Raw genomic sequence first — 24,699 nt, forward strand, 5'->3', positions numbered from 1 at the left:
CCCGGAAGGCTCCGGGTGCGGCCTTCCCGCGTCGCACGGCTCTCCCACGTGCCACGGCTCTCCCACGGCCTTCCGGCGTTCCCGGGTCCTGCCGGACGTTCCGCCCCCGAAGTAACGACTCTGTCGCCTCGGGGGCGTTTCCCCTTTCACTCCTTGACGTCCCCTTCGTGACGGGTCTACGTTCCTGCCATCCGATAGGAAACTTTCCTAACAGTGACCGGATGTGGACTTGCGTCCGGCGCACTTGAGAAGCTGGGCAGTTCAGAAAGGCAGGTGTCGACCCCATGGCAGGAACCGCCGGTACGCCGGGCACCCCGCGCGTCCTGCGCGCCATGAACGACCGCGCCGCCCTCGACCTCCTGCTGGCGCACGGCCCCCTGTCCCGCACCCGCATCGGCAAGCTCACCGGCCTGTCGAAGCCCACCGCCTCACAGCTGCTGGCCCGGCTGGAGGCGGCGGGACTGGTGCTCGCGACCGGCACCACCGAGGGGCGCCCGGGCCCCAACGCCCAGCTGTACGAGGTCAACCCGGCCGCCGCGTACGCCGCGGGGCTCGACGTCACCCCCGAACGCGTCCTGGCCGCCGTCGCCGACGCCACCGGCCGGACCGTGGGCGGGTTCGAGGTGCCCTCGCCCGGCCGCAAGACCGCCGACGCCGTCGTACGGCAGGTCACCGACGCCCTCGACGGCGCGGTGAAGGCCGCGGGCCTCACCCGGGACGACGTGCGCCGGCTCGTCGTCGCCACCCCCGGCGCCTTCGACCCCACCACCGGCCGTCTGCGCTACGCCTCCCACCTGCCCGGCTGGCACGCCCCCGCACTGCTCGACGATCTCGCCGCGGCCCTGCCGATGCCGGTCGAGTACGAGAACGACGTCAACCTCGCCGCCGTCGCCGAGCAGCGGCTGGGCGCGGCACGCGGGCACGACGACTTCGTCCTGCTGTGGAACGAAGGCGGTCTCGGCGCCGCTCTCGTCCTCGGCGGCCGGCTGCACCGCGGCTGGACCGGCGGCGCCGGGGAGGTCGGTTTCCTGCCGGTTCCGGGCGCACCCCTGGTCCGGCAGGTGACCAAGGCCAACAGCGGTGGCTTCCAGGAACTGGCGGGCTCCCAGGCCGTCCCCCGGCTGGCCCGGGAACTCGGCCTCACCGACATCCCGTCCGGGCCGTACGCCGAGGTCGCCGCCGCGCTCGTCGAGCGGGCCGCCGCCGAGGACACCCCTTCGCACCGGCAGCTGCTCCAGACGTACGCGACCCGGCTCGCGACCGGTCTCGCGTCGTTGGTCTCCGTACTCGACCCCGAACTCGTCGTCCTCGGCGGCGCCTCCCTGACCGCCGGCGGCGAGGTGCTGCGCGCCCTCGTCCAGGACGAGCTGGAGGAACTGGCCGCGTCCCGGCCGAAGCTGGTCATGAGCGACGTCACCGAACGGCCCGTGCTGCGCGGCGCGCTGGAGAGCGCGCTGGCGGCCACCCGCGACGAGGTCTTCGACACCTCGCGCTAGCCGCACCACCACTCCCTCCCCCGGACCCTCACCTCATCCCGCTCCACCCTGCTCCACCTCGCCTCACCGCATTCCACTCACCCTGCCCTGTCCCTGGAAGGCTCCGCCATGCCCACACGCATACCCGTAGTCGTCCGAAAGGCGGCTTTTGCCCTCACCGCCTCCACGGCCCTCCTGCTGAGCACCACCGCCTGTACCGGCCAGTCCGCGACCGGCTCCGACGACGACGCGTCGAAGGAGACGACTCTCACCTTCTGGCACGCCTGGAGCGCGCCGAACGAGGTGGCGGCCGTGAAGTCACTGATCGCGGGCTTCGAGAAGGCGCACCCCGACATCCAGGTGAACGTCGTCGGCAACATGACCGACGACAAGATCAACCAGGCGTTGCGCGCCGGCGGCACCAAGGCGCCGGACGTGATCTCGTCGTTCACCACCAACAACGTCGGCAAGTTCTGCTCGTCGGGTGCCCTCGTCGACCTCAACGACTTCTTCGAGAAGGCGGACATCGACCCGTCCACGACCTTCCCGAAGGCCATGAACGAGTACACCCAGTTCGACGGCAACCGCTGCGCCGTCCCGCTGCTGGGCGACGCCTACGGCCTCTACTACAACAAGACGGCGTTCGAGAAGGCGGGCATCACCTCTCCCCCCAAGACCTGGTCCGAGTTCGAGGCCGACGCCAAGAAGCTGACGATCGCTCAGGGGAACACGTACAAGCAGCTCGGCTTCATGCCGGACTACCACGGCTGGGAGACGACCACCGAGCACTACCTCGGCCAGTTCTCCCCGACGTACTTCGACACGGCCGGCAAGTCGACCATCGCCACGGACCCGGCCGTCGCAGCCGCCTTCACCGTCCAGAAGAAGCTCGTCGACGAACTCGGCGGCTTCAAGAAGCTGGAGACCTTCCGCTCCACGCTCGGCGACGAGTGGGGCCCCAAGCACCCCTTCCAGACCGGTCAGGTCGCCATGCAGCTCGACGGCGAGTGGCGGCTGGGCATGGCCCTGGAGGCCAAGCCGGACTTCGAGATCGGCGTCGCTCCGCTGCCCGTCCCGGACGACCGGGCGGCCCAGTACGGCAAGGGCTACATCACCGGCACCATCGCCGGTATCGCCGCCACCAGCAAGAAGCAGAACGCGGCCTGGGAGCTGGTGAAGTACATGACCACCGACACGGACGCGGTCGTCGCCTTCTCCAACGCCATCCACAACGTGCCGTCCACGCTGGCCGCCCTGAAGTCCCCGGACCTCAAGTACGACGCGCGTTTCAAGACGTTCCTGGACATCGCCGCGAACCCGGACTCGACCACCTCCCCCGCGTCGATCAACGGCGGCGTCTACCTCACCACCGTGCAGCAGCTCGGCTACGACTACGAGAGCGGCAAGGTCACCGACCTGGAGGCCGGCCTGAAGAAGGCGGCGGCGCAGATCGACACGGACATCGCGCAGGCGAAGTAGCGATGACCACCCACACGTTGAGGGCGAAGCACCGGCGCTCGGCACTGCGCACCCTCGCCTTCCTCTCCCCCTGGCTGATCGGTTTCGCGGTCTTCTTCGCGTACCCGATGATCTCGACGGTCTACTTCTCGTTCATGCACTACGACGGCTTCAAGCCGCCGACGTGGAGCGGCACGAAGAACTGGACGTACGTCTTCGAGCACTACCCCTTCTTCTGGCCGGCCCTGCGCAACACGCTCTGGCTCGTCGTGATCATGGTGACCCTGCGCGTCCTGTTCGGACTCGGGATCGGCATGCTCATCACGAAGATCAAGACCGGTACGGGTGTCTTCCGCACCCTCTTCTACCTGCCCTACCTGGCCCCGCCGGTGGCGGCCACCATGGCCTTCGCCTTCCTCCTCAACCCCGGTACGGGCCCGGTCAACTCGATCCTGGAGAAGATCGGCGTCCCGGCCCCGGGCTGGTTCAACGACCCGAACTGGTCCAAGCCCGCCCTCACGCTGATGTTCCTGTGGGGGGTCGGCGACCTGATGGTCATCTTCATGGCCGCGCTGCTCGACGTGCCGAAGGAGCAGTACGAGGCGGCGGAACTGGACGGCGCCTCGGCGTGGCAGCGGTTCCGGTTCGTCACCCTTCCCAACATCTCGCCGATCATCATGTTCGCGGTCGTCACCGGCGTGATCGCGGCGATGCAGTGCTACACCCAGCCCCTGGTCGCCGGAAAGGTCGCCTCGGGCGTGATCCAGGGCGCGGGCACGATGTTCGAGCCCGGCTACCCCGAGCACTCCACGCTCACCCTTCCCCAGCTCGTCTACAACCTCGGCTTCCAGCGCTTCGACTACGGCTCGGCCTGTGTCGTGGCCCTGGTCCTGTTCGCCCTGTCGATGGCGTTCACCGCGCTGTTGATGCGGCGCCGGGGCGGCCTCATCCAGGCAGGTGACTGACCCACATGACCCAAGTACTGGACCGCCCGGTGGAGTTGAAGGCACCTTCCTCGCCCGCCGAGCGCACCGCCCGCCGCAAGGCGCTGCTGGAATGGATCGCGGTCCACTCCCTCGGCGTGGCCGCGGCCCTCTTCTTCACCCTCCCCTTCGTGTTCGTGTTCCTGACGTCCCTGATGAGCGACTCACAGGCACTCAGCCGGGATCTGATCCCGCACACCTGGGAGTGGGCCAACTACCAGAAGGTCTTCGACACCCCGGGCTTCCTCACCTGGTGGAAGAACACGCTGATCTACGCCGGACTGGGCACGGTCCTCACAGTCGTCTCCTCCGTCCCCGTGGCGTACGCGCTGGCCAAGTTCCGCTTCCGGGGCCGGAATCTGACGCTCATGCTGGTGATCTCGATGATGATGCTGCCCCCGCAGGTGGTCGTCATCCCGATGTACCTGTTCTGGGCGAAGCAGCTGGACCTGTCGGGCACCCTGTGGCCGATGATCATCCCGCTGGCGTTCGGCGACGCGTTCTCGATCTTCCTGCTGCGCCAGTTCCTGCTGACCATCCCGAACGAGTACCTGGACGCGGCGAAGGTGGACGGCTGCGGTGACCTGCGCACCCTGCTGAAGGTCGTCCTGCCGATGGCGAAGCCCGGCATCGCCGCCGTCGCCCTCTTCCAGTTCTTCGCCGCCTGGAACGACTACTTCGGTCCGCAGATCTACGCCTCCGAAAATCCGAACGCGTGGACCCTCTCCTACGCCCTGGAGTCCTTCAAAGGCGCGCACCACACCGACTGGAACCTCACCATGGCGGCCACCGTGCTGGTCATGGCCCCCGTGATCCTCGTGTTCTTCTTCGCCCAGAAGGCGTTCGTCGAAGGTGTCACCCTCACCGGAGTGAAGGGTTAACAAGCCATGAAACTCACCGTGGTCGGCGGCGGCTCGACCTACACGCCCGAACTCATCGACGGCTTCGCACGCCTGCGGGACAGCCTTCCCGTGGAGGAACTGGTCCTCGTCGACCCGGCACCCGACCGCCTGGAACTCGTCGGCGGCCTCGCCCGGCGCATCTTCGCGCGGCAGGACCATCCGGGCCGCATCGTGACGACGTCCGACCTGGACGCGGCCGTCGAGGGCGCCGACGCCGTGCTGCTCCAGCTCCGCGTCGGCGGCCAGGCGGCCCGCCAGCAGGACGAGACGTGGCCGCTGGAGTGCGGCTGCGTCGGGCAGGAGACGACGGGCGCGGGCGGCCTCGCGAAGGCGCTGCGGACCGTCCCCGTGGTCCTGGACATCGCCGAACGGGTCCGCCGGACCAACCCGCACGCCTGGATCATCGACTTCACCAACCCGGTCGGCATCGTCACCCGCGCCCTCCTCCAGGCCGGCCACAAGGCGGTCGGCCTGTGCAACGTGGCGATCGGCCTCCAGCGGAAGTTCGCCGCCCTGCTCGACGTCACCCCGGCCGATGTCCACCTGGACCACGTGGGCCTCAACCACCTCACCTGGGAGACCGGGGTGCGCCTCGGCGGGCCCGAGGGCGAGGACGTCCTGCCGGGCCTCCTGGCCGCCCACGCCGACACGATCGCCGCCGACCTGCGCCTGCCCCGCGTACTCCTGGACCGGCTGGGCACCGTCCCCTCGTACTACCTGCGCTACTACTACGCGCACGACGAGGTCGTACGGGAGCTGGGCACGAAGCCGTCGAGGGCGGCGGAGGTGGCCGCGATGGAACGCCGGTTGCTGTCGCTGTACGCCGACCCGGCCCTGGACGAGAAGCCGGAGCTGCTGGCGAAGCGCGGCGGCGCCTACTACTCGGAGGCCGCGGTGGACCTGGCGGCGGCACTGCTGACCGGCTCCGGCAGCCCGTACCAGGTGGTGAACACCCTCAACAACGGCACGCTGCCCTTCCTCCCGGACGACGCGGTGATCGAGGTGCAGGCGGCGGTGGGCCCCAAGGGCCCGTCCCCGCTCCCGGTGCCGCCCGTCGACCCGCTCTACGCGGGCCTGACGGCGAACGTGACGGCGTACGAGGACCTGGCCCTGCAAGCGGCCCTGCACGGCGGCCGCGACCGGGTCTTCAAGGCCCTGCTGTCCCACCCCCTGATCGCCCAGTACGAGTACGCCGAGCAGCTGACCGACCGACTCGTCGCACACAACCGGGAGCATCTCGCGTGGGCCTGACGGCAAGCGTGCTCGCCATCGACGCGGGCAACAGCAAGACGGACGTCGCGGTCGTGGCGGCCGACGGGAAGGTCCTCGCCACGGCTCGCGGCGACGGCTTCCGGCCGCCCGCGGTGGGCGTGACGGCGGCGGTGGACACCCTGGCCGACACCGTCACGCGCGCGTACGCGGCAGCCGGCGTCGACTCGGCGGTCCATGTCTCGGCCTGTCTGGCCAACGCGGACCTGCCGGTGGAGGAGGAGCAGCTGGCGGCGGCCCTGCACGCACGCGCGTGGGGCGCCTCCGTGGACGTCCGCAACGACACGTTCGCCATCCTGCGGGCGGGCGTCGCCGGCCCCCGGGGGGTGGCCGTCGTCTGCGGCGCCGGCATCAACTGCGTCGGCATGCGTCCCGACGGCCGCACCGCCCGCTTCCCGGCCCTCGGCCGCCTCTCCGGCGACTGGGGCGGCGGCTGGGGCCTGGCCGAGGAGGCGATATGGCACGCGGCGAGGGCGGAGGACGGCAGGGGCGGACCGACGGTCCTCACCGACGCGCTCCCGTCCCACTTCGGTCTGCCGTCCATGTACGCCCTGATCGAGGCCCTCCACCTGGAGCACATCTCCCCGTCCCGCCGCCACGAACTGACCCCGGTCCTCTTCGGGACGGCACGGGACGGGGACGCGGTGGCGCGCACGATCGTCGACCGGCTGGCACAGGAGGTGGTGTCGATGGCGACGGTGGCCCTGACCCGTCTGGACCTTCTGGAGGAGGAGACACCGGTACTTCTGGGGGGAGGCGTTCTCACGGCGGGCCACGAGCAGCTGGACGACGGAGTACGGGAACTCCTGGCCGCACGGGCCCCGAAGGCGGTGGCGGGCGTCGTACGGGAGCGCCCGGTGCTGGGCGCCGCGCTGCTGGGCCTGGACCGGCTGGGGGCGGACGCCGACGTGCAGCGAAGGGTGCGCAGGCACTTCGACGCGGGGTGAGTGACCGCAGGTGTCCCCGGCCACAACACGGGCCCCCACGACGGAACCGAACACCCACCCGACGCGTTTTCATGGACAGGGGTGACTGCGATCTGATCAAGATCCAGTGAAGGCCGGTGCGCATGACCGGTCCCGCCCGCGATACTGGCGGCGGTAGATGACCATGGGGGAGGTCAAAGACGTGGCAAACCCGGCACCAAGCAGCACCGTAGCGCCACTCGCGCCGGCCTCGGCGCCACCGCCGGCGCGCCGTACGGCGTTCGCCGAGGGCGTCGACAAGGCACGCGCGGCGGCGACCACGGAGCCGGGCCGGCTCCGCGTCATCGGCGCCTTCCTCGCCCTGCTCGTCCTCGCCTTCGGCGCCGTGACGGCCTGGCAGACGACCGACCGCGCGGCCGCCGCCGACGACGTGCTGCACAAGAGCCAGCCGCTCAGCACGGCCGCGGCCGACATCTACCGTGCGCTGGCCGACGCCAACACGGCGGCCTCCAGCGGGTTCCTGGCGGGGGGCCAGGAGACGGCGGAGTCCCGGCAGCGCTACGAGGAGGACATCGACGAGGCCGCCTCCAAGCTCGTCACGGCGGCCAACAACGCCGACCCCGATTCGCCCTCCACGGCGTTCATCACCAAGCTGAACACACTGCTGCCCGAGTACAAGGGCCTGGTGGAGCGCGCGCGGACGTACAACCGGCAGGGTTTCCCGGTCGGCGGCGCCTATCTGCGGTACGCGAACCAGAAGATGCAGGGGGAGATGCTCCCGGCGGCCCAGGATCTCTACACGAAGGAGAACCAGCGCCTCGAGGACGACTACGGCGACGCCACCCCCTACCCGTGGGCGGCGATCGCGCTGGGCGTCCTCGCGCTGGCCGGTCTCTCCTGGGCACAGCACCGCAACTACCGCCGTACGAACCGCGTCCTCAACCACGGTCTGGTCGCGGCGACGGCGACCACCACGGTCGTCCTGCTCTGGCTGGTCGTCGGCCACAGCGTGGCCCGCGCGGGTCTCAACGACTCCTACGACCACGGCGTCCGCTCGCTGAACGTCCTGCACGACGCCCGGATCGCCTCGCTCAAGGCGCGCGGCAACGAGAACCTGACGCTGGTGGCGCGCGGCGCCGAGACGGTGAAGGTGACGGCCGACGGCGACGAGGTGACGCTCGACAAGTACGACCACGACTTCAGCACCGAGATCACCACCCTCGGCAAGGGCCTCACCCTCGCGGCGAAGCTCGCCGACGACCAGGCGGGCGAGAAGCCGGTCGCCTCGGCCGAGAGCAACATGGCCGAGTGGAAGAAGCGCCACACGGCGGCCCGCGAGCAGGACGACAACGGCAACTACGAGCAGGCGCTGGCCCTGGTGATCGGCGGCAAGGACGCGACGGGCGCCTGCTTCGACGGCGTCGACGAGAACCTCGCGAACGCGCTGGCGCACGAGCAGACCGAGTTCCGGCAGGCGGCCGGGGACGGTCTGGACGCGATGACCGGCCTGCCGATCGGCGCCGCCGTGCTCGCCGTGCTGGGCGCCGCGGGCGCCGTCGTCGGCATCGGCCGCAGGCTGTCGGAGTACCGGTGAACAGGCGTGGGCCGGTGAACGGGCGCGGATCCGTGAACAGGCGGCTGCCGGTGGGCAGGAGCGTGTCGGTGGGCGGCGGCGGACCGGCGGAAGGGGGCGTACCGGTGGAAGGGGGCGTGACGATGCGTGTGCGACGGATGCGGGCCGGCCTGAAGGGCTGGGGCGGAGTGGGCGCGATGGCGGCCCTGTGCGCCCTCGCGCTGGCCTTCGTCCTGCTGCTGCCGTGGACGACCCGGTCGCCCGGCGACGGAAGCACCGCCCAGGCCGGCCAGGGCGTCGCCGCGGGCACCCAGGCGGCCGACGCCGACTGCACGGACCCGGAGAAGAAGACGCCGGCGCCGTCGAGCGCGGACGGTCCGACGATCGCCGCCATCAAGGCCCGGACGGGCGAGAAGCGCAAACTGATCGTCGGCGTCGACCAGAACAGCTACCGCTGGGGCTACCGAGACCCCAACAACACGGGCGCGGAGCTGGAGGGCTTCGACATCGACCTGGTCCACCGGATCGCCCAGGACATCCTCGGCGACCCGAACGCGGTCCAGTTCAAGGCCATCCCGACCAACCAGCGCGTCCCGGCCATCCAGGAGGGCCGGGTCGACATGGTCGTACGCACCATGACGATCTCCTGCACCCGCCTCGACGACGTCGCGTTCTCCGTGCCCTACTTCAAGACGGGACAGCAGGTCCTCGCGCCCAAGTCCTCGACGATCAAGGGCTACAACGACACGCTGGCGAAGAAGAAGGTCTGCACGGCTACCGGTTCGACGGCCAACACCAAGCTGGTCGACGACAAGAAGGCCGGCAGGATCGCCTCCAGCGTCGTGATCGCCACCCCCGTGCCCAACCAGCTCGACTGCCTGGTGCGGTTGCAGCTCGGCGAGGTCGACGCGGTGGTCACCGACGGCGCGCTCGCGGCCAGCCAGGCCGCCCAGGACCCCACGGTCGAACTGAAGGGCGCCCCCTTCACGACCGAGTACTACGGCGTGGCCATGGATAAGAAGGCCACGGATCTGGTACGCCGGGTCAACCAGATCCTGGTGGAGTACCGCACGAACGGCTGGCAGGCGTCGTACGACAAGTGGCTGTCGGCGACACTGGGCACCGACGCGGCGAAGTCGAAGCCGCCCGCGCCGCAGTATCTGGGCACGAGCTGACAAACCGGCGGGCCAGGCGGCAGGGCAGGCGGCGGACAGAGCCGACAGACCGACACAGCAGCGAGAGGTGATCGATGGGCGTCACGGGACCCCCCGGGCCGGTGATGGACCGGGACGAGGTCGACCGTGCGCTGGCGCGGCTCGGCGCGGAGCACGAGGCGATCGAGACCTCGCTCCTCGCCCTCCAGGACCACGCGGGCCGCAGGCTCCTCGAAGGCGCCGAACTCACCGGTGTCACCAAGGAGCGCTGGGCGACCGCGGACGCGTCGATCACGCTGCTGTGGACGTACTTCGACGCGTACACGGACGCGCTGCGCGGCGCCCGCGACATCCGCTCGCGGCGCCGCTGGTCCAGCCGCGAGGACCTGGCGGAGCTGACGGAACTGCTGCGCGGCGAGTCGGTCACGGTGGCGGGCTCGGCCACCGGTACGGCCGCCACCGCCAACGCGCCCGCGCTGCACGGCACCGGCAGGCTCAGCCACAGCTTCTCCCTCACCACCCTCGTCGACCGGATGAACGAGCTCTACGCGTCCTCGCTCGACATGGTGGTGACCGCGGACGCGGTGTGGTCGGCGCTGCCCGCCCGGATAGATCTACTGGCCGCGGAGCTCCAGCGCACCCGCCGGCTCGCGCACTCCGTCGGCGTCCGCCCGGGCGAGCACCCGGCCGGCGACGACCTGGAGCACATCACCCACACCCTGACCTCCCTGCGTGAGCAGGTGGTGTCGGACCCGCTCGCCTTCTGGGTACGCGCGCAGGGCAGTTCGGCGCCGGGCGGCGGCCGTCCGGACACCACGGTGTACGACCGTGAGGCGCGCGCCCTGGAGGACGTGCGCCGGGAGATCGACGCCGTGCTGACGGTCCGCCAGGACGCCGAGCAGCGGCTGGTGAAGCTGCGGGACGTCCTCAGCCGGGCCGACCGGACGCTCGCCGAGGCGCGCACCGCGCGCGGCGAGGTGCTCGCGAAGATCGCCGCGACGGAGGTACCGGTGGTCAGCGGGCCGCCGACCGTGCTCCAGGAGCAGCTCGCGACGGCCGCCGACTACCGCCGGCACGCCCAGTGGCACCGGCTGTCCCCGCTCCTGGAGTCCCTGGAGCAGAAGGCGGAGGACGAACTGCTGCGTGCCCGCGAGTCGTTGTCCGCGGTCACCCAGCCGCTGGCGGTCCGCGCGGAGCTGCGCGGCCGTCTCGACGCGTACAAGGCGAAGGTCGCCCGGCACGGGCTCGCCGAGGACCCGTTCCTCATCGAGCGCTACGACGCGGCGCGCCGCATGCTGTGGAGCGCGCCCTGTGATCTGCGCGTCGCCGAACAGGCCGTCCTGCGCTATCAGCGGGCGGCCGCCGAACTGCTCACGGCACCGCGCGTGCCGGAGCAGGGCGGACCTCAGGACCGTAGGGGGGAGCAGTAGCCATGAGTCAGGCAGGGCAGGCGTGTCAGCGGCCGGGCTGCGAGGGGGCGTACGAGGATGTGGGCGGCGGCGAGCTGTACTGCGACACCTGCGGTCTGGCCCCGGTCGTCTCGTCCGGGGGTCCCGCCTCTGGGGGAGGCCTGGTCGGCTCACCGCCGACCGGGGTGACCAGGGGCGGCAAGAGTTCGGCGGGCAGCGCCAGTTCACGCGCCAGCGGGCGCAGCGCCAGCAGCACGCGTACGTCGTCGCAGTCGTCGAAGTCGCGCCGCTCGGTGTCCGGGCGGCTGTCGCGGTCGGTCTCGGGCAAGTCGACGGGCCGTTCGGTGTCGGTGCGCAGCTCCGGCTCGACCGCCGGGTCCTCCGGGCGGGCCCGGCTCGGCGCCGGCCTGGTCACGGTGCCGCAGGTGCCGAGGCCCGACCCGCGCGTGATGGTTCAGGAGAACCCCGAGGTACCGGAGCGCAAGCGGTTCTGCTCGCGCTCCGACTGCGGTGCCCCGGTGGGCCGTTCGCGAGGCGAGCGGGAAGGGCGCACGGAGGGCTTCTGCACCAAGTGCGGCCACCCGTACTCCTTCGTGCCGAAGCTGAAGGCCGGCGACGTCGTGCACGGCCAGTACGAGGTCGTGGGCGCTCTGGCGCACGGCGGGCTCGGCTGGGTCTACCTGGCGGTCGACCGCGCGGTCTCCGACCGGTGGGTGGTGCTCAAGGGCCTCCTGGACACCGGTGACCAGGACGCGATGGCCGCGGCCATCTCCGAGCGGCGCTTCCTCGCGGAGATCGAGCACGCCAACATCGTGCGGATCTACAACTTCGTCGAACACCTCGACCAGCGCACCGGCTCGCTCGACGGCTACATCGTCATGGAGTACGTCGGCGGCAAGTCCCTCAAGGAGATCGCCAACGACCGGCGCACCGCGCAGGGCAAGCGGGATCCGCTGCCCGTGGAGCAGGCGTGCGCGTACGGCATCGAGGCGCTCGAGGCGCTCGGCCATCTGCACAGCCGCAACCTGCTGTACTGCGACTTCAAGGTCGACAACGCGATCCAGACCGAGGACCAGCTCAAGCTGATCGACATGGGCGCGGTCCGAAGGATGGACGACGAGGAGTCGGCCATCTACGGCACGGTCGGCTACCAGGGCCCGGAGGTCGCGGAGGTCGGCCCGTCGGTCGCGTCCGACCTGTACACGGTGGGCCGTACGCTCGCCGTCCTGACCTTCGACTTCCAGGGCTACACGACCGTCTTCGTCGACTCGCTGCCCGACCCCGACCACATCGAGGTCTTCCGCCAGTACGAGTCGTTCTACCGGCTGCTGGTCCGCGCGACCGACCCCGACCCGGCCCGCAGGTTCGCCTCCGCGCAGGAGATGGCGGAGCAGCTGACGGGCGTGCTGCGTGAGGTCGTCTCGCTCCAGAGCGGCCGGGCCAGGCCCGCGCTGTCGACCCTGTTCGGACCGGAGGTCAAGGTCACGGACACGGAGCTGTTCCCGAAACAGGCCGGCGACGTGTCACGGCTGGGGGCGCGGGTCGCCGTCAAGTCGTCGCGTCGGTCCGGCGGTTCGGGCAAGGTTCCCGCCCCGCCCGCCGCCGCTCCCGCCCTGCCCGCCGTCGCTCCCGCGTTCGCCGGCGCGGCTCCCGCCCTCGCCTCCGGCGCCGCTGCCGCCTTCGCCGGTGGCTCCGCGCTGCCGGGCGCCGGCGGTGTCGCGTCGTCCGGCGCCGGGAGCACCGTCGCCGGGAGCGCTGTCGCCCCCGCCCTCGTGAAGACCGTCCCCGCTCCCCCCGCCGCGCTCGCGCTGCCCGCTCCGCACGTCGACGCCACCGACCCCAACGCGGGTTTCCTCGCCGGCCTGCTGACGTCCGCGCCGGCCGAGCTGATCACGGCTCTCGCGGCCGCGCCGGCGCCGTCGGTGGAGACCCGGCTGCGGCAGATCCGCGCCTGGCTGGAGAACGGCGACCACCAGGCCGCCCTCATGTCCCTCCAGATCCTGGAGGGCGAACGGCCCGACGACTGGCGGGTGGTCTGGTACCGGGGCGTGACCTCGCTGGTCACCGGCGACCACGAGGGCGCGGCGCTCGCCTTCGACGCGATCTACGACGCCTTCCCGGGCGAACCCTCGCCCAAGCTGGCGCTCGGCCTGTGCGCGGAGGTGCTGGGGCAGCTGGACAACGCCGCCGAGTACTACCGCCTGGTGTGGTCGACCGACCCGAGCTTCGTGAGCTCCGCGTTCGGCCTGGCCCGCGTGCAGCTCGCGGCCGGGGACCGCCGCGGTGCCGTACGGACGCTGGAGTCGGTGCCGGAGTCCTCCATCCACTACACGGCGGCCCGGGTGGCTGCCGTGCGGGCCCGGCTCCGGGAGCGGACCGCCCTCGCCTGCGACGTACCCTTCCTGGAGGATCTCACCGCCGCCGCGGCCCAGGTCGAGGCGCTGGACGCGTACGGTCTGGATTCGACGCGGCGCGAGCAGTTGTCCGCGGAGGTCCTCGGCTGTGCCCTCGACTGGATACTCTCCGGTGGCCAGGGCGCGGGCTCGGCCGCCCGGGTGCTGCTCGGCAGCGAACTGGACGAGCGGGGGCTGCGCTTCGGCCTGGAGCGCTCGTACCGCACGCTGGCCCGGCTGGCGACCGGCGGCGAGGAAAGGATCGACCTGGTGGAACGTGCCAATCGTTACCGCCCCCGGACGTGGGTGTAGTTGATGTCCCAGATGCCCCGGCAGGCCGCTCTGCCGACGTGTCCGAGCTGCGCGGAGCCGCTCGACGCGGGTGACCGTTTCTGCGGTGCGTGCGGATACGACCTGTCCGCCGTACCGCCACGCCCGGACGACCATCCGACCCTCACGATGAACGGCTCGGCCCTGCCGGCTCCCGCGGAAGCGGCGGCGGGGCCGACGGTGAGCGGTACGGCCGTGCCGGGCGCCGGCCTGAGCGGTGTCGCCGCGGGCGGGCCCGGTGCGAGCGGTGCCGGTGCGAGCGGTGCCGGTGCGAGCGGTGCCGCCACTGCGGCGCTGCCTCCGGACGGCGCGCTGCCGCCGCCGGGTCCCGGTGTGCCGCCGCCGTCGGGTTCCGGAGCACCGGTGCCGCCGGCGGGTTCCGGCGTACCGGTGCCGCCGGCGGGTTCCGGCGTACCGGCTCCCGGCTCCCCGCTCCCGCCACGTCCGGCCGCGTCCCCCGCTCCCGGCGCATCGGGCGTCACCGGTGTCGCCGGCGTCCGGTTCGACCGGCCCTCGGAGCCCGACGAGTACGCCCTTCAGGCGCCGGACCCCCGGGTGGCCGCCGAGGCCGCCGCGGTGGCCGAGACCGCCCAGGTGTGCGTGGCCTGCCGGGCGGGCCGGGTCGACGACGACGGGTACTGCGAGAACTGCGGACACGCCCAGCCGCGCGAACGCGATCACATGGAGCTGGAGTCGGGCCCCCTGGCCGCCGTCAGCGACCGCGGTCTGCGCCACCACCGCAACGAGGACGCCTTCGGCCTCGCCCGCACCGCGCTGCCCGACGGCTCGCCCGCGCTCGTGGCGATCGTCTGCGACGGCGTGTCCTCCGCGACCCGCCCCGACGACGCCTCCCTCGCCGCGTCGAAGGCGGCGAGGGAGGCGCTGCTGGCGGCCCTGCCGCAGGGCACCCACCCGCAGCAGGCCATGCACGAGGCCATCGTCGCCGCCTCGTACGCGGTCAACGCGCTGGCCGACGAGCCGGCCACGGCCCGTGAGCACGCCTCGCACCAGAACGCCCCGGCCTGCACCCTCGTCGGATCGATCGTCACGCCCGGGCTGCTCGTCGTCGGCTGGGTCGGCGACAGCCGCGCCTACTGGGTCCCTTCGGACCGCACTTCACCCCCGGCCCGGCTCACCGAGGACGACTCGTGGGCCGCGCAGATGGTCGCCGCGGGCCTGATGAGCGAGGCGGAGGCGTACGCCGACGAGCGCGCCCACGCGATCACCGGCTGGCTCGGCGCCGACGCCTACGAGCTGGAGCCGCACACCGCTTCCTTCAAGCCGGACCGGCCCGGTGTGGTGGTGGTGTGCACGGACGGCCTGTGGAACTACGCGGAGGCGGCCGAGGACATGGCCGAGGTCGTCCCGCCGGACGCCTCCGCACGCCCTCTGCACAGCGCACGCGTCCTGGTCGGCCACGCCTTGGACGGCGGGGGCCACGACAACGTAACAGTGGCCGTCGTGCCGTTCCCCGCCCCCGCACAGGGGGCAGGATCGGCCTGAGGCCGCAAACAGGGAAACACCGGAGAACACCGGAGAACACGGGGAAACACGGGTAGCACGGGGAAGCACGCGTACGGACCGGTGGGGACCGGTCCGTATTCAGACATCGCCCCGCGAACGTGGGGTTTCCGAGGGGGATTTGAGTAGGCATGGCCATTTTCTCGAAGTCGAACGTGCCGCAGTTCTCGGTGGACGTCTATCAGAACGAGTACCTGCCGGAGGGCGGCCGCGAGGTCAACGCGATCGTCACGGTCACCGCCACCGGCGGCGGCACGGTGGGCAGCGCCGCGGCCGCGCCGCACCTGTACTCGCCGAGCCAGGGCCCGTCCGCCGCCGTGGCGATCATGGTGGACTGTTCCGGCTCGATGGACTATCCGCCGACCAAGATGCGCAACGCCCGCGACGCCACCGCCGCCGCCATCGACACCCTGCGCGACGGCGTGCACTTCTCGGTGATCGGCGGCACGCACGTCGCCAAGGAGGTCTACCCGGGCGGGGGCCGGCTCGCGGTCGCCGACGCGACCACCCGCGAGCAGGCCAAGCAGGCGCTGCGCCGGCTGAGCGCGGGCGGCGGCACGGCGATCGGCACCTGGCTGCGGCTGGCCGACCGGCTGCTGTCGACGGCGGACGTCGCCATCCGGCACGGCATCCTGCTCACCGACGGCCGCAACGAGCACGAGTCGCCGCAGGACCTCAGGACCGCCCTCGACGACTGCGCCGGACGTTTCACCTGTGACGCCCGCGGTGTGGGCACCGACTGGGAAGTGAAAGAAGTCACAGGGATAGCCTCCGCCCTGCTCGGCACCGCCGACATCGTCGCCGACCCGGCCGGCCTCGCCGCCGACTTCACGCAGATGATGGAGACGGCGATGGGCAAGGAGGTCGCGGACGTCGCGCTGCGGCTGTGGACCCCGGTCGGCACCGCCATCATGTTCGTCAAGCAGGTCGCGCCGACGGTCGAGGAACTGACCGAACGCCGTACGGAGGCGGGCCCGCGTGCGGGCGACTACCCCACCGGTTCCTGGGGCGACGAGTCCCGCGACTACCACGTGTGCGTCGAGGTCCCGGCCGCGAACGTCGGTCAGGAGATGCTCGCCGCCCGGGTCTCGCTGGTCATTCCGCGACCGGAGGGCACGGTCCAGAACCTGGGCGCGCAGGGTCTCGTACGGGCCGTGTGGACCGACGACATGTCCGCGTCCACGTCGATCAACCCTCAGGTCGCGCACTACACCGGCCAGGCCGAACTGGCACAGGTCATCCAACAAGGGCTGGATCTTCGCAAAGCGGGCGATATGGATGGAGCAACGGCCAAACTGGGCCGGGCCGTTCAGCTCGCGAGCGCCTCGGGGAACGGTGATACTGCGAAACTGCTTGCGAAGGTGGTGGACGTCGTCGACGCCACGACAGGTACTGTGCGACTGAAGGCGAAGGTCACGGACGCCGACGAGATGACGCTCGAGACCCGGTCCACAAAGACTGTTCGTGTAAAGAAGTGACCTGAACGCGCTTGAGGGACACCGAACGAGAGAGGGGGACGCGCCGACATGCCGACCTGCCCGAACGGACACCAGTCGGGTTCCGACGACTGGTGCGAGGTCTGCGGTCACCGCATGGCCGGTGCCGTACCTCCGCCCCCTCCCCCGCCGCCCCCGACCGCCGGCGGCTACGGCTTCCCGCCGGCCCCGCCCGGCCAGGGCGGCCAGCCCGGCGGACGGCACCTGTCCTCCGTACCGGACCACGAGCCCGAGCTCTGCCCGCAGTGCCGCACGCCCCGGGAGGGCGGTGCGCCGTTCTGCGAGGAGTGCCGGTGGAACTTCCTGACCAACACGGCCACCTCGTACACCCCGGCCGCCCCGCGCCCACCGGCGCCGGGTCCGGGCGGTCCGGGGCAGGGTCCGGGCGGTCCGGGGCAAGGTCCGGGCGGTCCGGGCGGTCCGGGGCAAGGTGGTCAGGGTCCGGGCGGTCCCGGCGCCGGTGGGCGTTTCCAGCCGCCGCCCCCCTCCTACGGGGGCAGTGACTCGTTCGAGTACCAGAGCTCCCGCCCGTCCCAGATGAACCGTCCCGCCGAACCGATCCCGCCGTTCGGCGGCGAGCCGTCGGGCCCCGGCGGTCAGGGCAGGCCCGGCGGTCAGGGTGGTCCGGGCGGTCCTGCCGGCGGTCCGCCTCCGGGCGCCTACGGACGGGACCCCTCCGGCCAGGCCGGCGACCCCTTCGGGCGCGGGCCGGGCGACCCCGGCGGCCGTCCCCCCGGCCCGCCCGGCGACCCCTTCGGGCGTGAGCCGTCGGGTCCGCCCTCCGACCCCTACCGACGCGAGCAGACCGGACAGGCCTCCGACCCCTTCGGGCGCGAGCCCGGCCGCCCCGGCGGCGACCCCTACAACCCCGGCGGCCCCGGCGGCGACCCCTTCAACCCCGGCGGCCGTCCCCCGGGTCAGCCCGGCCCCGGCGGCCCGTCCGCCTTCGGCGCCGACCCCTCACGACCGGTTCCGCCGCCGCCCGGGCCCACGCCCACGGCCGGTCCCGGCATACCGGGCCTGGGCGGCTTCGGCGGCGGCCAGAACGACCCCAGGAACCAGGGCGGCCCCGGGGCTCCGCAGGCCTTCCAGCCGTCCGGCCCGACGGCCCCGTCCGGCTTCCCGCAGGAGACGGGCCGTCCGCAGCCCTTCGGCGGCGCCGACGACGACTGGGTGATCTCCCCGCCGTCGCACACCGGCCCCGGCCAAGGCGCGTCCGGCGGCCCAGGCCCGGCTCAGGGCGGCGGTGGCTACGGCTACCCGCAGCCCGGCGCCACCCAGGCACCGCCCCCGCCCGGCCCCGCCTACCAGCAGCAGCCGGTCACGTGGTCGGTGACCATAGGCCCGGACCGCGCCTACTTCATGGCGATGATGCACCGCTCGGGCCCCGAGGCCGCCGGGCTCAACCTGCCCGCGTACTCGCCCGAGCAGCAACGCCCGCTCACCGGCAACCAGTTCACCATCGGCCGCCGTCGCCACTCCACCGGGGAGACCCCCGACCTGGACCTGTCGGTGCCGCCGGAGGACCCAGGCGTCTCGCACCAGCACGCGGTGCTGGTCCAGCAGCCGGACGGCGGCTGGGCGGTCGTCGACCAGAACTCGACGAACGGCACCACGGTCAACGGCTCGGAAGAACCGATCCAGCCGTTCGTCCCGGTACCGCTCCAGGACGGCGACCAGGTGCACGTCGGCGCCTGGACGACGCTCACGATCCGCCGCGGTTAGGCCTCGACGAGGCCCGGACCCGACGCACCCGCTGAGCCCGACGAACCCGGCAGGGGCCACGCGTACGGCCCCTCCGGTTCGTCGAGCCACGCCCACGCGTGCTCGGCGCCGACCGTGATGCCGTACCGCTCCCGTCCCGGCATCCCCTCCCGCTCCCACAGGGCGGACGCCTCCTGGGGGTCGAGCGTGCCCCGGGTCAGTGCCAGCAGGAAGCGGAACCGGTCGCTCTCCCTGGCCCGGTGCGGCACCCCGGTCGGTGCCGCCGGCTCCGGCTCGGGCCGGTCCGACCCGCGCAACGGCACGAAGTAGGCCGGGGTCTCCAGGAAGCGGCCCTCGGCATGTCCGGCGTCCCGGACGGTCAGCGCGATCAGCCCGGTGGCCAGCGGCGCCAGGATCAGGGCTCCGGGGGCGCACTGGGCGAGCCAGACGCGCGGGACCGACGCCAGCGTGCAGGTCGCGATGATCCGGTCGAAGGGGGCGCGTTCGGGCACCCCGCGTGCCCCGTCCCCGGTGACGACGGTCGGCCGGTACCCGGCGTCCTCGAGGTGCCGGCGGGCGGACTCGGTGATCTCCGGATCCAGGTCGACGGTGGTGACGTTCCCGTCGCCCAGCCGGTACGACAGCAGCGCCGCGTTGTAGCCGGTGCCCGCGCCGATCTCCAGGACGCGGTCGCCGTCCTCGACCCGCAGCTCGGCCAGCATCAGCGCCATCAGCGAGGGCTGGCTGCTGGAGGAGAGCAGCACGCCGTCGCGCAGCCTGGTGGCCAGTGGGACATCCTCGTACGCGCCCCGCACCCAGCGCTCCCGGGTACGCGGGTCGGGGCTCCCACCCCAGCGCCGCTCATAGCCGCCGACACCGCCGACGTAGTAGTACGGCACGAAGAGGTGGCGCGGGACCGCCGCGAAGGCCTCCGCCCAGCGCGGATCGGCGTCGAAGGCCCCGCTCGCCTCGATCTCGCGCAGCAGCACGGCCCGCGCCGATGCCGCGAGGCCTGCCAGCTCCTTGCCGAGTGCGTCCGCGCTCATGACTCCACTGTGCGGCGCGCGGCCCCGGGAAGCGAGCTGCTGGGAGCGGCCGCGGGAGCGGTCCTAAGCCTCAAGTCCTCCGTCTTCCGGTCTGAGACCATGGGAGGCGTGAAAGAGATTCGGCGCGGCACGCTTCAGGAGCAGACCTTCTACGAGCAGGTCGGTGGGGAGGAGACCTTCCGCCGGCTGGTCCACCGTTTCTACGCGGGAGTCGCCGAGGACCCGATCCTGCGGCCCATGTACCCGGAGGAGGACCTGGGTCCGGCCGAGGAGCGTTTCGCGCTGTTCCTCATGCAGTACTGGGGCGGTCCGACGACCTACAGCGAGCACCGCGGCCACCCGCGTCTGCGCATGCGGCACGCCCCGTTCGTCGTGGACCGGGCCGCGCACGACGCCTGGCTGAAGCACATGCGGGTCGCGGTCGACGAGCTCGGTCTGTCCGAGGAACACGAGCACACCCTGTGGAACTACCTGACGTACGCGGCGGCATCGATGGTGAACACCCCGGAGTAGGCCCCGACCGGGGACAAGCCGGCGGCATGACGGGGGCACATGTCCGGGCACATGTCGGGGGACGAGCCGGGGTGTGACGGGGGCATGTCGCGGGACGAGCCGGGGGCATATCGGGGGACGGGACAGGGGACCTGGCGCCGCGGACGACGGACGTCAGCGCACGCTGACGTCGAGCATCCCCAGCCGTCCCGCCCGCCGGACGGCGATCGACCCGTACGGTGTGCGCAGCCGCAGCCACGCGCCGAAGGAGAGCAGTTTCAGCTCGTCCGAACCCGTCGAGGGCCGAAGGAATCCGAGCGACTGGGCCGCGTGCACGGCGCGCACGGGAAGTCCGGTGTCCCCGACCGTCCGGGACCAGATCTCCCGCCCGATCCGGTCGAGTTCGGCCCGGGTCCGCAGTTCGGCCGGCAACTCCTCGGTACGGGAACGGAATTCGGCGACGACCGCGCCGACCATCGCGCGCAGCGCGTCCACGGCGGGCAGCCCCGCCTCGGGCCGCCATCCACCGCGCGGCGGCAGCACACCGGCCCACGGCGGCCCGGTGACGGCCGCGGGAACGGCGGCCGTCGCGGCACTCTCGTCGACGGACTCCAGCAACTCCCCCGCCGACACGGTCACATCGAGCGTGACGTCGAGGCCGTTCTCGTACGGCTTGGCCAGCCGGACCGCGCGGATCGCGAGCACCTCGAAGGAGGGCGGCCGGCCGAAGACGGCGAGCGCGGTGCCGGCCGCCTGGAGCCGTACCGCCGCTCCGCGGTCGTAGCGGAGCAGCCGGGAGAGGAAGGCCGCGACGTCCGCCGCCTCCCCCTCGTCGGCGAGGTGGAGCGCCGTCATGCGGCGACGGCCTCCTCGTCGTCGTCCCGGTACTCGGCGAGGAACTCACGCTCCTCGGCGGTGAGCCGGCGCGGCCGCTGCGCCTCGAAGTCGAACGGCACGATCACCGTGGAGGCGGTGACATAGACCTGGTCGCCGTCCTTCACCTCGTAGGTGATGGTGAAGGACGCCGCCCTGATCTGCGTGATCCACAGCTCGATGTCGACCGGGGAGTGCCGGTGGACGAGCTGCCGCTTGTAGTCGATCTCGTGGCGCGCCACCACGGACCCCTGCTTGAAGTCCTTCTCCGGGCGGAACAGGAAGTCGATACGGGCTTCCTCCAGATAGCGGAGGAAGACCACGTTGTTGACGTGGCCGTACGCGTCCATGTCCGCCCAGCGCAGCGGGCAGCGGTAGATGTGCCGCAAGATCGATCAGCCCCGGGTCAGCTTCTTGTAGGTGGCGCGGTGCGGACGCGCGGCGTCCGCGCCCAGCCGCTCGATCTTGTTCTTCTCGTACGACTCGAAGTTGCCCTCGAACCAGAACCACTTGGATTCACCCTCGTAGGCGAGGATGTGCGTGGCGACCCGGTCGAGGAACCACCGGTCGTGGGAGACGACCACGGCCGCACCCGGGAACTCCAGCAGCGCGTTCTCCAGGGAGGACAGCGTCTCGACGTCGAGGTCGTTCGTCGGCTCGTCGAGGAGGAGCAGGTTGCCGCCCTGCTTGAGGGTGAGCGCGAGGTTCAGCCGGTTGCGCTCACCACCGGAGAGCACACCGGCCGGCTTCTGCTGGTCGGGGCCCTTGAAGCCGAACGCGGAGACGTACGCGCGGGACGGCATCTCCACCTGCCCGACGTTGATGTAGTCGAGCTCGTCGGAGACCACGGCCCACAGCGACTTCTTCGGGTCGATGTTCTCGCGGCTCTGGTCGACGTACGAGATCTTGACGGTGTCGCCGACCTTGATGGACCCGGAGTCGGGCTCCTCGAGTCCCTGGATCATCTTGAAGAGGGTGGTCTTGCCGGCGCCGTTCGGGCCGATGATCCCGACGATCCCGTTACGCGGCAGCGTGAAGCTCAGATCGTCGATGAGCACCTTCTCGCCGAAGGCCTTGGAGAGGTTGTTGACCTCGACGACGATGGAACCCAGGCGCGGGCCCGGCGGGATCTGGATCTCCTCGAAGTCCAGCTTCCGCATCTTGTCGGCCTCGGCCGCCATCTCCTCGTACCGGGCGAGACGCGCCTTGGACTTGGCCTGACGCCCCTTGGCGTTGGACCGCACCCACTCGAGCTCTTCCTTCAGACGCTTCGCACGCTTGGCGTCCTTCTGCCCCTCGACCTTGAGACGGCTCGCCTTGGTCTCGAGGTAGGTGGAGTAGTTGCCCTCGTAGGGGTGGGCGCGGCCGCGGTCGAGCTCCAGGATCCACTGGGCGACGTTGTCGAGGAAGTACCGGTCGTGGGTGACGGCGACGACGGTGCCGGGGTACTTCGCCAGGTGCTGCTCCAGCCACTGCACGGACTCGGCGTCCAGGTGGTTGGTGGGCTCGTCGAGCAGCAGCAGGTCGGGGGCCTCGAGCAGCAGCTTGCACAGCGCCACGCGGCGGCGCTCACCACCGGAGAGGTTGGTGACGGGCCAGTCGCCGGGCGGGCAGCCCAGGGCGTCCATGGCCTGCTCCAGCTGGGTGTCCAGGTCCCACGCGTTGGCGTGGTCCAGGTCCTCCTGGAGCTTGCCCATCTCGTCCAGCAGCGCGTCGGAGTAGTCGGTCGCCATCAGCTCGGCGACCTCGTTGAAGCGCTTGAGCTTGCCCATGATCTCGGCCGCGCCGTCCTGCACGTTCTCCAGAACGGTCTTGGACTCGTCGAGCGGCGGCTCCTGGAGCAGCATCCCGACGCTGTACCCGGGCGACAGGAACGCGTCACCGTTGGAGGGGTGCTCGAGCCCCGCCATGATCTTCAGAACGGTGGACTTACCGGCACCGTTCGGCCCGACCACACCGATCTTCGCGCCGGGCAGGAAGCTCAGCGTCACGTCGTCAAGGATGACCTTGTCGCCGTGTGCCTTGCGTGTCTTGCGCATGGTGTAGATGTACTCAGCCAAGAGAAACCGTCCGGCAGCTTGAAATCTGGCAGTGGGCAGATACACCCCATCTTGCCTGAGGTCCACCCCTGGGTGTTAACCCGTTTGGTCGGGGGCCTGTGAGCTGGGGCTTCACGGTCGGCGGTGGCGGTCTGTCCGTCACTGTGCGTCGCCGGCCGAGTGACCTCGGACAGCCGGGTCAGTGGCGGGATTCGTTCTCCTTGCGGCCCACGAGCACGAGAGCCGCTCCGCCGATGACCACCAGGCCGATGGCGGTGCCGGCGATGAGGGGGGTGGCGCTGGTGCCGCCCGTCGCGGCGAGGTTGGTGTCGTCGGTGGTGGAGGTGCCGCCCACGGTGGCCGGGCTCGGTTCGCTGAGGGTCTGGGTGGTCAGGCCGGCGATCTCGTCTGCCTGGGTCTCACAGTCCAGGACGCCGGTGAAGCGGCTCTCCACGCCTTGCGGGCCGTTGATCGTGAAGGCGTAGGCCTGGTCCTCCTGGAGCGGGATCGTCTCCGTCTGGGACGCACCGGCCGCGATGGTGTACTCGGTCCCCATCAGCTCGAAGGTGAAGTCCTGGTCGCCCTGGTTGACGGCCGTGATGTCCACTCCGGTCTTCGCGCAGTTCTTCGCCGCGGACAGTGCCGGTATGGCGCCCTGCTTCGCCCAGGTCGCGCTCGCCGTCGCCGACACCGTCGACTCGCTGGAGCCGGCCAGTATCTGGGTCTGGCTGCGGCTCTCGGAGGTGAAGGCGCGGCCGACGGGGACGGTGGTCGAGGCCTGGACGGTCAGCTCGGCCGAGCCGTCGGCCGAGTCGGCGGGCACGTCGAAGAACAGCTGGCTGCCGTCCGTCACGGACGTCACCACCGTGCCGTCCTTGCCGACGATCCGTACGCCGCTGGTGGCGGCGTCCAGCGGAGGCGTCACCGTCACGCCGCTCGCGTTGGTGCGCACGGTCACCGGGCCGAGCAGTTCGCCGGGGTGACCGGAGACGGCGGGCGCCTCGAGGGTGAGCGACGCCTTGGGCTCCGCCACGGGGCGGGCTGCCTTCTGGAGGTAGTCCGCGAGCCGCTCGGCCTGCGGGTCGACGGCGTCGACGTCCGCGCCGTCCGAGTAGCGCCAGATGGCCACCTGGGTGCCGGTGGCCGCGTCCTGTTCGGTGAGACCGCCGTCGATGCCGGCCTTGTCCGCGAGCGAGGCCAGGTCGTTCACCTGGGGGTAGGAGTGCTGAAGGATCCAACGGATGCGGCCCGCGTCCTTGTTGGCGCCCAGCGAGGTGCCGCTCCAGGGTGTCTCCTGGTACTTGGCGTCCTTCTGCGTGGGGTTGTAGAGGTCGACGCAGTAGGTCTGCAGGGTGCCGCCGCCCTCGACGGACATCTCGAACAGGCCGGCCGAGACCTCCTGGTCGCCGCCGTCGGCGTGGATCACCGCGGCGCCGTAGGTCTTGAGGCCGCCTATGGTCGCGGTGGCGCCGCCCTGACTCTGCGTCACCTCGGCCGCGGCAGCCGTGCCCGCACCGGCGATCGCGCCGACGGCGACGAGGCCGGACACCAACGCCGCCGCGGCGAGGCGGACCGCCCCTCGCCCGCGTGCGAACGACGCGGAGTACGAACAAATCACGCAATTCCCCTTCGAGCAGGACCCGTTGATGTGGGGGT

At 71.6% G+C, this 24,699-nt stretch carries 19 protein-coding genes; 14 read left to right on the forward strand and 5 right to left on the reverse strand.

The annotated features are described in order from the left end of the window. The first annotated feature begins 284 nt into the window (after positions 1 to 284). From ACFWBD_RS38550 to ACFWBD_RS38610, 13 genes are all read left to right on the forward strand, one after another. Entirely contained in the window at positions 285 to 1,496 is a 1,212-nt protein-coding gene (locus ACFWBD_RS38550) for an ROK family transcriptional regulator (RefSeq protein ID WP_385677904.1), read from the forward strand. A gap of 108 nt (positions 1,497 to 1,604) precedes the next feature. Continuing rightward, positions 1,605 to 2,954, forward strand: a complete 1,350-nt coding sequence (locus tag ACFWBD_RS38555; RefSeq protein ID WP_385677907.1) for an ABC transporter substrate-binding protein — start codon at positions 1,605 to 1,607, stop codon at positions 2,952 to 2,954. A gap of 2 nt (positions 2,955 to 2,956) precedes the next feature. Then, complete coding sequence (locus ACFWBD_RS38560) at positions 2,957 to 3,898, forward strand: carbohydrate ABC transporter permease (RefSeq protein ID WP_385677910.1); 942 nt, start codon at positions 2,957 to 2,959, stop codon at positions 3,896 to 3,898. Positions 3,899 to 3,903: 5 nt separating this feature from the next. Continuing rightward, complete coding sequence (locus ACFWBD_RS38565; RefSeq protein WP_385677913.1) at positions 3,904 to 4,797, forward strand: carbohydrate ABC transporter permease; 894 nt, start codon at positions 3,904 to 3,906, stop codon at positions 4,795 to 4,797. A gap of 6 nt (positions 4,798 to 4,803) precedes the next feature. Beyond that, positions 4,804 to 6,069, forward strand: a complete 1,266-nt coding sequence (locus tag ACFWBD_RS38570; protein ID WP_385677916.1) for a 6-phospho-beta-glucosidase — start codon at positions 4,804 to 4,806, stop codon at positions 6,067 to 6,069. Next, positions 6,060 to 7,034: an N-acetylglucosamine kinase gene (locus ACFWBD_RS38575; protein ID WP_385677919.1), complete on the forward strand. Its 975-nt coding sequence runs from the start codon at positions 6,060 to 6,062 to the stop codon at positions 7,032 to 7,034. Before ACFWBD_RS38570 ends, ACFWBD_RS38575 begins: the two co-directional genes overlap by 10 nt. A gap of 163 nt (positions 7,035 to 7,197) precedes the next feature. Continuing rightward, entirely contained in the window at positions 7,198 to 8,607 is a 1,410-nt protein-coding gene (locus ACFWBD_RS38580; protein WP_385677922.1) for a hypothetical protein, read from the forward strand. Between the two features lie 122 nt (positions 8,608 to 8,729). Beyond that, positions 8,730 to 9,761: a glutamate ABC transporter substrate-binding protein gene (locus tag ACFWBD_RS38585; RefSeq protein ID WP_385677967.1), complete on the forward strand. Its 1,032-nt coding sequence runs from the start codon at positions 8,730 to 8,732 to the stop codon at positions 9,759 to 9,761. Between the two features lie 74 nt (positions 9,762 to 9,835). After that, a complete protein-coding gene (locus ACFWBD_RS38590; protein WP_385677924.1) occupies positions 9,836 to 11,170 on the forward strand; it encodes a hypothetical protein in 1,335 nt (444 codons plus the stop codon). 2 nt (positions 11,171 to 11,172) lie between these two features. Beyond that, entirely contained in the window at positions 11,173 to 13,854 is a 2,682-nt protein-coding gene (locus tag ACFWBD_RS38595; protein ID WP_385677927.1) for a tetratricopeptide repeat protein, read from the forward strand. 3 nt (positions 13,855 to 13,857) lie between these two features. Further along, the gene (locus ACFWBD_RS38600) at positions 13,858 to 15,375 is read left to right on the forward strand and encodes a PP2C family serine/threonine-protein phosphatase (RefSeq protein WP_385677930.1); all 1,518 of its coding nucleotides are present in this window, start codon (positions 13,858 to 13,860) and stop codon (positions 15,373 to 15,375) included. Between the two features lie 149 nt (positions 15,376 to 15,524). Then, complete coding sequence (locus ACFWBD_RS38605) at positions 15,525 to 16,871, forward strand: VWA domain-containing protein (RefSeq protein WP_385677933.1); 1,347 nt, start codon at positions 15,525 to 15,527, stop codon at positions 16,869 to 16,871. A 48-nt stretch (positions 16,872 to 16,919) separates the two neighbouring features. Beyond that, a complete protein-coding gene (locus tag ACFWBD_RS38610; protein WP_385677936.1) occupies positions 16,920 to 18,614 on the forward strand; it encodes an FHA domain-containing protein in 1,695 nt (564 codons plus the stop codon). Here ACFWBD_RS38610 and ACFWBD_RS38615 read toward each other — a convergent pair. Beyond that, a complete protein-coding gene (locus tag ACFWBD_RS38615; protein ID WP_385677939.1) occupies positions 18,611 to 19,639 on the reverse strand; it encodes a methyltransferase domain-containing protein in 1,029 nt (342 codons plus the stop codon). The two genes, ACFWBD_RS38610 and ACFWBD_RS38615, sit on opposite strands and share 4 nt — an antisense overlap. Positions 19,640 to 19,738: 99 nt before the next feature. Here ACFWBD_RS38615 and ACFWBD_RS38620 point away from each other — a divergent pair, with 99 nt between their 5' ends. Further along, complete coding sequence (locus tag ACFWBD_RS38620; RefSeq protein WP_385677942.1) at positions 19,739 to 20,152, forward strand: globin; 414 nt, start codon at positions 19,739 to 19,741, stop codon at positions 20,150 to 20,152. A gap of 153 nt (positions 20,153 to 20,305) precedes the next feature. On the opposite strand, the gene ACFWBD_RS38625 is transcribed toward ACFWBD_RS38620, so the two are convergent. The 4 genes from ACFWBD_RS38625 to ACFWBD_RS38640 form a co-directional block, all read right to left on the reverse strand. Beyond that, the gene (locus ACFWBD_RS38625; protein ID WP_385677945.1) at positions 20,306 to 20,986 is read right to left on the reverse strand and encodes a hypothetical protein; all 681 of its coding nucleotides are present in this window, start codon (positions 20,984 to 20,986) and stop codon (positions 20,306 to 20,308) included. After that, the gene (locus tag ACFWBD_RS38630; protein WP_307163377.1) at positions 20,983 to 21,393 is read right to left on the reverse strand and encodes a thioesterase family protein; all 411 of its coding nucleotides are present in this window, start codon (positions 21,391 to 21,393) and stop codon (positions 20,983 to 20,985) included. Before ACFWBD_RS38630 ends, ACFWBD_RS38625 begins: the two co-directional genes overlap by 4 nt. 6 nt (positions 21,394 to 21,399) lie before the next feature. Next, the gene (gene ettA, locus ACFWBD_RS38635) at positions 21,400 to 23,064 is read right to left on the reverse strand and encodes an energy-dependent translational throttle protein EttA (protein WP_385677948.1); all 1,665 of its coding nucleotides are present in this window, start codon (positions 23,062 to 23,064) and stop codon (positions 21,400 to 21,402) included. Between the two features lie 178 nt (positions 23,065 to 23,242). Further along, a complete protein-coding gene (locus tag ACFWBD_RS38640) occupies positions 23,243 to 24,661 on the reverse strand; it encodes a TQXA domain-containing protein (protein ID WP_385677950.1) in 1,419 nt (472 codons plus the stop codon). Between the last annotated feature and the right edge of the window lie 38 nt (positions 24,662 to 24,699).

Source organism: Streptomyces sp. NPDC060002 (assembly GCF_042737245.1).
Taxonomy (GTDB): Bacteria; Actinomycetota; Actinomycetes; order Streptomycetales; family Streptomycetaceae; genus Streptomyces.

Excerpts from the sequence above, each read along its gene's own strand:
- ACFWBD_RS38550 (WP_385677904.1), top strand. The coding sequence starts at position 285 with ATGGCAGGAACCGCCGGTACGCCGGGCACCCCGCGCGTCCTGCGCGCC.
- ACFWBD_RS38555 (WP_385677907.1), top strand. The coding sequence starts at position 1,605 with ATGCCCACACGCATACCCGTAGTCGTCCGAAAGGCGGCTTTTGCCCTC.
- ACFWBD_RS38560 (WP_385677910.1), top strand. The coding sequence starts at position 2,957 with ATGACCACCCACACGTTGAGGGCGAAGCACCGGCGCTCGGCACTGCGC.
- ACFWBD_RS38565 (WP_385677913.1), top strand. The coding sequence starts at position 3,904 with ATGACCCAAGTACTGGACCGCCCGGTGGAGTTGAAGGCACCTTCCTCG.
- ACFWBD_RS38570 (WP_385677916.1), top strand. The coding sequence starts at position 4,804 with ATGAAACTCACCGTGGTCGGCGGCGGCTCGACCTACACGCCCGAACTC.
- ACFWBD_RS38580 (WP_385677922.1), top strand. The coding sequence starts at position 7,198 with ATGGGGGAGGTCAAAGACGTGGCAAACCCGGCACCAAGCAGCACCGTA.
- ACFWBD_RS38585 (WP_385677967.1), top strand. The coding sequence starts at position 8,730 with ATGCGTGTGCGACGGATGCGGGCCGGCCTGAAGGGCTGGGGCGGAGTG.
- ACFWBD_RS38590 (WP_385677924.1), top strand. The coding sequence starts at position 9,836 with ATGGGCGTCACGGGACCCCCCGGGCCGGTGATGGACCGGGACGAGGTC.
- ACFWBD_RS38595 (WP_385677927.1), top strand. The coding sequence starts at position 11,173 with ATGAGTCAGGCAGGGCAGGCGTGTCAGCGGCCGGGCTGCGAGGGGGCG.
- ACFWBD_RS38600 (WP_385677930.1), top strand. The coding sequence starts at position 13,858 with ATGTCCCAGATGCCCCGGCAGGCCGCTCTGCCGACGTGTCCGAGCTGC.
- ACFWBD_RS38605 (WP_385677933.1), top strand. The coding sequence starts at position 15,525 with ATGGCCATTTTCTCGAAGTCGAACGTGCCGCAGTTCTCGGTGGACGTC.
- ACFWBD_RS38610 (WP_385677936.1), top strand. The coding sequence starts at position 16,920 with ATGCCGACCTGCCCGAACGGACACCAGTCGGGTTCCGACGACTGGTGC.
- ACFWBD_RS38615 (WP_385677939.1), bottom strand. The coding sequence starts at position 19,639 with ATGAGCGCGGACGCACTCGGCAAGGAGCTGGCAGGCCTCGCGGCATCG.
- ACFWBD_RS38620 (WP_385677942.1), top strand. The coding sequence starts at position 19,739 with ATGGGAGGCGTGAAAGAGATTCGGCGCGGCACGCTTCAGGAGCAGACC.
- ACFWBD_RS38625 (WP_385677945.1), bottom strand. The coding sequence starts at position 20,986 with ATGACGGCGCTCCACCTCGCCGACGAGGGGGAGGCGGCGGACGTCGCG.